Annotated in this window: 1 pseudogene (running past one end of the window); it reads left to right on the top strand. The window is 63.0% G+C overall.

Annotation, left to right across the window (positions count from 1 at the left end):
* Positions 1–43: 43 nt before the first annotated feature.
* Positions 44–8186 (top strand): annotated as a pseudogene (locus C6P61_RS15865) (hypothetical protein); its annotated part runs 20064 nt beyond the window's last position; the annotation flags it as partial.

Raw genomic sequence — 8186 nt, 5'->3', positions numbered from 1 at the left:
CACGCTCAGCGGTGACCTGGGGCTGAAGAAAACCAGTCAGAGCGTGACGCTTGCCAAGCAGCCCGGTTCGGTTCAGGGCGAAGTGGTGCAGGTCGACGTGCTGACGCTGGGCGGCCAAGGTCTCTCGGCATTCGTCGGACTCAACGGCAGCAGCCCGGATCGCCTGGGCCTTAGCCTGAGCGGTGTCGATTTCGGTCTGGCGTTGATCAGCGAGAAGTCGTCCTCCGGATCGGGCGCCGGCAGGCAGTGGACGACGCTGCAGGCCAGCGCAACCCAGACCGCCTTCGTTGGTCTGGGATCTGACTTGAATATCAGCGCCTCGGGCATCCAGATCGAAGTCAACAAGGTCGAAGTCGGTGCCGGTCCTGTCATTGACTATGGCACGGGTGCGACCAGCCTGAGCGTGGCGACGGCGCCAGACAGCGCATTGAAGCTGAGTCTGGATGGAGCGAAGGGGGAACTGCTGCAAGCCAGCGGCCATCTGTCGCTTGACGTGTACGGTTTTGTCCAGGTCGCGGGGGATTTGGCCGTTTCGAAGCGCACAGAGACGGTGACTCTGGCCAAGAAAACGGCATCCGCTGCCGCCGAACAGGTGGCCGTCGACGTGCTGACGATAGGAGGCACCTCGCTTGACCTGTTTGCCGGTGTCAACGGTGGTACGGCCGATGCCGTCGGCCTGCAACTCGACAACGTCGATTTTGGCCTTGCACTGCTGAGCGACAAGGCAAATGCCACCCGCAGCTGGACTGCGCTGAATGTGCAGGCGAGCAGTGTCGGCTTTGTCGGCCTGTCCGATCTGCTTCCGACGGCCAGAAACATCGCCGTCGAGATCAACCAGGCAAGCCAGGCAGGCGATCAGGTCATCGATTTCTCGGCCAGGGGACTGAGCGTGAACACGGGCAGCGGCAAGGCGGTCAACCTGGATCTGGATGGATCGGCAGGCGAGTTGCTGCGTGCCGAAGGCGACATCACGCTCAAGCTGTTCGATTTTGCCTATGTCAGCGGTCGCATCGGTTTCGAGCGCTATACGCCCGCCTCCGACCTGGTTATCAAGACGGCTTCCGGTATCGGTACCTCGGTCAAGGCTCAATCGATGCTGGCCGTGACCGGCAGCCAGATCACCGCCTTCGTCGGCTATGCCGATGGTGGATTCGACAGCGACAAGACGCTGGCCGAGCAGTCTGATCGTCTGTACGGTTTCGGCGCATCCCATGTGGATTTCGGTCTGTTGCTGACCAAGTCGGCCGGTCAGTCCTACACCGCCTTGAAAGCAGACCTGGGCAGTGCGGCGATCTACGGCTTTGACAGCAGCGACTTCGAGCTGTCGGCACAGCATCTGATCCTGGAGATCAACTCGACTGCTGGAGACGGCAGCACGATCGATTACCAGCGATCGTTCAACGGTGGCCTCAAGCTTGGCTCGACTGGCGCAATCACGTTGGATTTCGCTGGCGGCCAGCGCATGGGTCTCTACGCACAGCAGGCGACGCTGTCGATCTCGAAGTTCCTGTATTTCAGCGGTGCCATCGGCTTCGAGAAGGCGGATTACGGCAATCAGCTCAAATCCGGTCTGTCCCAGACCGTCCCGGTGCTCGGTGCCAAGGGCTTCGCCATCGGTGGCAACAACATCACGGCTTTCGTCGGCTATGCCGAAAACGGTATCGACAGCGGCAAGACCCTGGCACAGCAGGCCGATGGCCTGTACGGTTTCGGCGTCGATGGGCTCGACTTTGGCCTGCTGAGCGTCAAGGACCAGGCAGGAACGAGCTACCAGGCGCTCAAGGCCCACGCTGACCAGATGGCAGTCTATGGCTTCGATCCCGCCGATTTCCAGCTGTCGGTATCGGACCTGAATATCGAATACAACAGCGCCAGTGTGGTCGGCCGCGAGATCAACTTCACGCCGGAGGGTTCCGGCAACCTGGAACTCGCGACCGGTGCGGCTCCGATCCAGCTCGACTTCAAGGGCAAGCGCCTGGGGGTTTTTGCGGGTCGCGCCACGTTGCAGATTTCCGATTTCCTCTATGCGCAGGGTGCGATAGGTTTCCAGAAGGGTGACTTCGGCACCTTGCAGGCCGGAATGACGCCGGTGACCAGCGCCAAGGGCTTCACGATCGGTGGCTCGAACATCGACGTCTTCATCGGTTACGCGAGCAACGGTTTCGACCGATCCCGGCGCTTTGCCGAGCAGGCCGACTCGCTCTACGGCTTCGGTGCAGAAGGCATCGATTTCGGGCTGATGCAGCTTCAGGGTGACAGCGGCATCCGCTACACCGCGGCCAAGGCACATGCCGACAGCGTCAAGCTGTACGGCTTCGATTCGACGGACTTCGAGCTGTCGTTGAGCAGCGTCGATTTCAAGATCAACACGGCCAGCAGCGGTCCGGCGCTCGACTTCAAGACGGGCTATGACCTGCCAACCGGCGCGCAGTCGGTGCGGCTGGACATGTCGGGCAAGACCATCGGGGCCAGCCTCAGCAACGCCACGCTGCATATCGGCGATTTCGTCCATGTCTCGGGCTCCTTCGCATTCGAGAAGGGCGGTACCCTGGCACTGAGCGCCAGGACCGTCGGTGGCGTCCATCTGCCTGTGCTGGCAGATGCCTTCACCCTGGGAGCCAGCCATGTGCAGGCCTTTGTCGGCGTGGGCGGCCCGTACCGCACCGACTCCAACCTGGACGGCCGCATCACCACGGCCGACGCGGTCGCCAATCCGAACGCCATCGGTCTGGTCATCGACGACTTCAGCTTCGGCCTGGGCCTGTTCCAGGACCGCGTGCTCGGAACGAAATTCACGGCACTCAAGGCCAGCGCCAATCTGATTGGCCTGCAGGGACTGGGCGAGACCATCAAGTTCAGCCTGCAGGACGCGCAGATCGAACTGAACCAGTCGAACGACGACCGCTACATCCTCGACTTCACCCGCTCTGATACCGGTGCCGCAGTGCCGGGCGTCAGCATTTCCACTGGCGATGCATCCAGCCCGGTGCTGCTGGACTTCAGCAGCGAACTGATCCAGGCCAGCGTCGGCTACGGTCAGGCGCAGCTGGCCGGCTTCATGTCGCTCACGGGGGGCTTCACGTTCCAGCGGCGCACGATCGACCGCATCGGACTGCACGGTCTGGGCCTGGATCTGACGCTGGGCGCCGACGCCCTGGTGGTGGCTGGCCAGGACGTCCAGGCCTTCGCAGGCTTCAATGGTCCCTACCGCACCGACAGCAACCAGGACGGCAAGATCGATGCGACCGACGCGGTCAACGACGAGGCGATCGGTTTCGCGGTCGACAACCTCGACTTCGCCCTGGCCATGGTCACGCCGACTCTGGGCGGCGGCACCCGGATGCCGGGCAACCTGAATTTCTACGGCTTCAAGGCCAGCGCCGACAAGATCGGTCTGGTCGGCACCGACCCCTTCCTGACGCTCGACGCCAGCAACGTCGTGTTCGAGCTCAACGGCGCGACGATGCAGGACATCCCGCTGCCGTCGGTCTATGCGGATTTCTCGGTCATCAACGGCGGCAGGGGCCTGGACATTCCGATCGGCAGCAACCCCTCGGCGCTGAACCTGAATTTCAACTCGAACTCGATGCGCGTCGCAATGGATGCGACGCTCGGGGTGTTCGACCTGTTCACCCTCAATGCCGGGATCGACTTCAAGTTCGAGCTGCCCAGCTTCGATCTCGGTGCGAGCCTGGATCTGTCGCAGATCGCGCAGCCCGACTTTGCGCTGCCAGAGCTGCCGGCCTTCGATGCCAACATGCTGCTGCCCAGCATCAGCCTGTCCGATCTGGGCGACAAGCTACTGAGCTCGATCGACCTGTCCGCTGCGCCCTCCTGGATCAGGGATGGCCTGAAAGCGATCGAGAATGTCGATATCCGGATCGGCATCGCTGGTGTGACCGGCTCGATCACGTTGCCCGATCTGAGCATCGACCTCGACAATTTCGTCCACCTGCAGGGCGACTTCAAGCTGACGCTGGGCACCAGTTTCCAGGCCGACATGGCCACCGGCCTGCCCAAGGATCTGTCGCTGATCGAGGGCCTGCTGGGCGACACCGCCAACTCGATGCTCGACGGGCTCAAGTCCGTCGGCAGCCTGTCCGCCGACTACGGCACGCTCAAGGGCGTCACGTTCAAGGGCATGACCCTGGCCGCCAGTGACGTCAGCATGTTTGTCGGACTGGGAAGTCCGGATTTCACGCGCGACCTCGCGGCACAGTCCGGCCTGGTCGGCTTCGGCATGCGCAATCTCGACATCGCGATCGGCTCGTTCAAGGCCGAGCTGCCGAAGTTCCTGAAGGCTGAAAGCGTGTTCTCGATGACCGCCCATGCCGACGAGCTGGGCGTCTACGGTTTCGGCGATCTGCTCGAGATCCAGGCCAGCGACATCACGGTCGATGTCAACGTCGGCGGCAAGGCGCTCGGCGGTCTGCTGCGTGCGATGCCGATCTACTCGAGCCTTGTCGACTCGAACAACAACCGGGGCCTGAGCATTGCGACTTCCGGCACCCCGGTGGTGCTGAATTTCAACGGCAACGAGATCATGGGCCTGGACATCGGACGTGCGGACATCGCCGTTGCGGATTTCCTGTTCCTGAACGGCTCGCTCGCTTTCCGCAAGGGTGAAATCTATGACGTCACCGTCGATACCGGTGGCCTCAAACCGGCACTCGAGCAGATCGGTGCTGGCACCGGTGGTGCCGTCCCCGACTCGTTGGAGACCCAGGTCAACACGCTGACGCTGGGCGGCGCCAACCTCACCGGCTTCGCCGGCGTCGGCGGTCCGTACCGCTACGGCGACGACCTCAACCAGGACGGCATCGCCGACCAGATCAACAGCGGCTCGATCGGCCTGGAAGTCACCAATGTCGACTTCGGCTTGGCGATCATGACGCCCACGCTGATCGATGCGATCCCCAGCCTGGCGCAGTTTTCTCCCCAGTTCATCAGCGCCAAGGCCAGCGTCGGCTCGGCATCGATGGTCGGGATTGATGAGAACCTGTTGTCGGTCAAGGCCAAGGACGTCGAGGTCAACATCAACACGATGATGATTCCCACCGCAGTGCCGGCCTTCAACGCCGCGCTGCAACTGTTCGGTCCGCCATCGATCAACTACCAGCAGAGTCCCAGTTTCAAGAACTACAGCGAGGACAGCAACGCCAACGGCCAGCTCGATGCCGGCGAGGACGGGAACCAGAACGGCCGGATCGACCGCGCAGGCTTTGCCTTGCCGGCGGGTGGCAACAACGCCGTCTTCATCGACTTCACTGAAGAGATCGTCCAGGCCAAGGTCGGCTACGCCGAGATCAACCTGGCGGGCTTCGTCCAACTGTCGGCCTCGATGGCGCTGACCAAGCGCGGATCGGAAACCGTGACGCTGTCCAACGGCGAGACGACCAGCGTGACAACGCTGGCTCTCGGCATCAATGACGCCAACGGCTTCATCGGCATGCCTGTCGGTGGCAGTGGCTACTTCCGGGACAGCAACAACGACGGCTACATCAACGCGCAGGACCAGGTCAACGACTCGGCCGTAGGCCTGGCGATCGAGAACTTCGACCTCGGCCTGGTGGTGGCCAAGGAACTTCTCATCGGCCCTGGCGGCCTGAAGGTCGGCGCCTATATCGCTGGCCGTGCCGAAATCGATCAGATCGGCATGGTCGGTGTTCCGGGGGCGACGATGCAGGCGCAAGACATCGCGCTCGAGATCAACACCGGTGCCCGCTTCACGCTGGGCGCCGGCCAGTTCGTCAAGGATGCCAATACCGGTGCGATTTCCTTCGATGCCGGCCTCGACGTCTCGGTCTCCTTGGTCACGATAGATTTCTCCAAGAGCAGCTGGCAGGATGGCAGCGGCGTGCTCCATCAGGGAGGCTACGCGATCGAGACCGGCAATCCGGACCAGCCCATGGTGCTGAGCTACAGCGAGCAGTTCCTGCGCGTCTATGGCCAGGCCGAGCTCGATCTGTTCAAGCTGGCCAAGCTCGATGGCCAACTCGATTTCCGCTTCAGCCAGAGCGAGGGCCTGACCGCGTTCGCCAATGTGACGGTGCAGATCGGCCCCGACAGCTTCAACGTCAGGAGTCGCGCGACCGGTCTGTTGGTGGTCAATACCGGTGGCATGGCGTTGCGGCTGGATCTGAGTTCAGGCATCGACCTGGGCCCGGTGGCCAATCTCGACGCCCAGATGCAGCTCAGCCTGAACACCTTTGGCCGGGACATCACTTACGAGGTACCGCAGGACTTCCGTGCCAAGACCGGCTTTGATCACTTCACCGTCAGCGCCTATCCGCCCGGTAAGGATTCGAGCTGGAGCGGCCCCTATGTGGCGCTGATCGGTCAAGGCAAGCTCGATCTCCTCGACGGGACACTCAAGCTCGGGGGCGACTTCTCGGTGATCGCCTCCGAGGTCCAGGGGGCCGTGACGCTCGAGCTGGGCGTGACGGCCACGCTCGACGTGCCGCTGGTCAAGCCGCTGGGAGTCACAGGCACGCTGGGACTCGTCGCCGATGGCGGGCAGACGGGTCTGTACGGCAGCCTCGAAGTCGGCGGCGCGAACGCCGACAGCACCCTCATCGATGGCGGCCTGTTCTCGGTCAGGGGTCAATTCCTGCTGCAGATCAACACGACCGGCAGTGACAAGAAGGTGCGTGGTCGTGATCCCGCGACCGGCTCCTTCTACGACAGCAACGGCAAGGCGGCCGAAGTCATCGTCGCGGCGCAGACGCTGCGCCTGTCGGGCAAGGCCAGCATCAATGTCGGACCCGTGGTGCTGCGCGGCGGAGTCGACCTGCTGATCGATCACAACGGCATGCAAGCGGCGATGGATGTCGTGCTGGACATGGGCCAGTTCGGCGAGATCGGCGTCAAGGGGGCGGCAGCGATTGGCAGCGACGCGAACCATTCGCCGTTCTTTGCGCTCTACGTCGAGACCCAGGTCAGCTTCGGCATTTCGGTGCTCAACGTTGCAGCGAATGCCAAGCTGCAGATCAATACCAGTTCGCTGGCTTACACGACGCTGCCTGACAGCGCGGGCAAGACCGTCACGGTCGCGGGCAATACGCTGTTCGATCTCAGCCTCAAAGGCAAGCTCAAGCTGCTGGCCTTCGATGTCAATTTCGACGGCGGCGTCAGCGTCGTCAACGAAGTCTTCACGTTCAAGTTCAACGGCCAACTCGACTTCTTCGGTGCGCTGAAGATCGACGTCGGCGGCTTCGTCAGCTCGAACGGTCAATTCGAGGTCAAGGGCAATGCAAATATCGACATCAATCTCGGTCCCTTGCACCTCAACGCCGGCATCAGCTTGCTGCTGAGCAGCCGGCCGCGCTTCGGCGCTGCGGTCTGGGGTTCGCTGGACTTCGAGCTCGACCTCGGCCTGTTCTCGGTGGACATCACGCTGGCCGGCTTCCGCGGCGAAATCGACATCACGCCCGCTGCGGCCTACATGTCGGCGAGCGCGACCGTGATGGGCATCACCGTCTCGGGCAGCTACAAGTGGAGCCTGGGCGCGCCGCCCAACATCAGCCATCTCGACAGCGACGGCACGCTCTACCTGCACATGGGCGACGCCGCCGGCCGCTACGGCAGCGGTGATCTCTATGACGACATCGTCAACGAGTCCTACAGCATCACGGCCAACGACGACGGTTCGCGCATCACCGTCGAATCGCTGGGCGAGCGCCGCGAGTACAGCTCCTCCGCGGTCAAGAAGATCGTCGGCTACGGCGGCAAGGGCAGCGACTCGATCTATGTCAGTCCCGACGTGCAGGCGCTGCTGGACTTCGATGGCGGGTCGGGCAACGACAGCTTCATCATTCTGGGCGGAGCCATTGCCAGCAACATCCGTGGCGGCGCCGGCAAGGACGAATTCGTCAGCGGCAACGCCAGCGGCCTGAACTTCTGGGGCGGCGAAGGCAACGACAAGTTCATCGGTGGCGAGGGCGCCGACCACATCGACATGGGTGCCGGCGAGAACACGATCTCGGGTGGCGGCGGCAACGACGTGATCCGCGTCAGCGGTGCGCTCGACAGCGTCGATGGCGGCGCCGGTGACGACCGGATTCTGGCCAGCACCGCGGGCGTGCTGCGCCTGAGCGGCGGGGCGGGCAACGACCGCCTGATCGTCGACGATTTCGTCTCGATCGCGCCTGTGCAGCTCAACGACCACGAGCTGGTCGTCATCAGTC

Origin of the sequence: Malikia spinosa (assembly GCF_002980625.1) — a bacterium.
GTDB lineage: Bacteria > Pseudomonadota > Gammaproteobacteria > Burkholderiales > Burkholderiaceae_C > Malikia > Malikia spinosa.
This window is presented reverse-complemented; position numbering and strand designations above follow the sequence as displayed.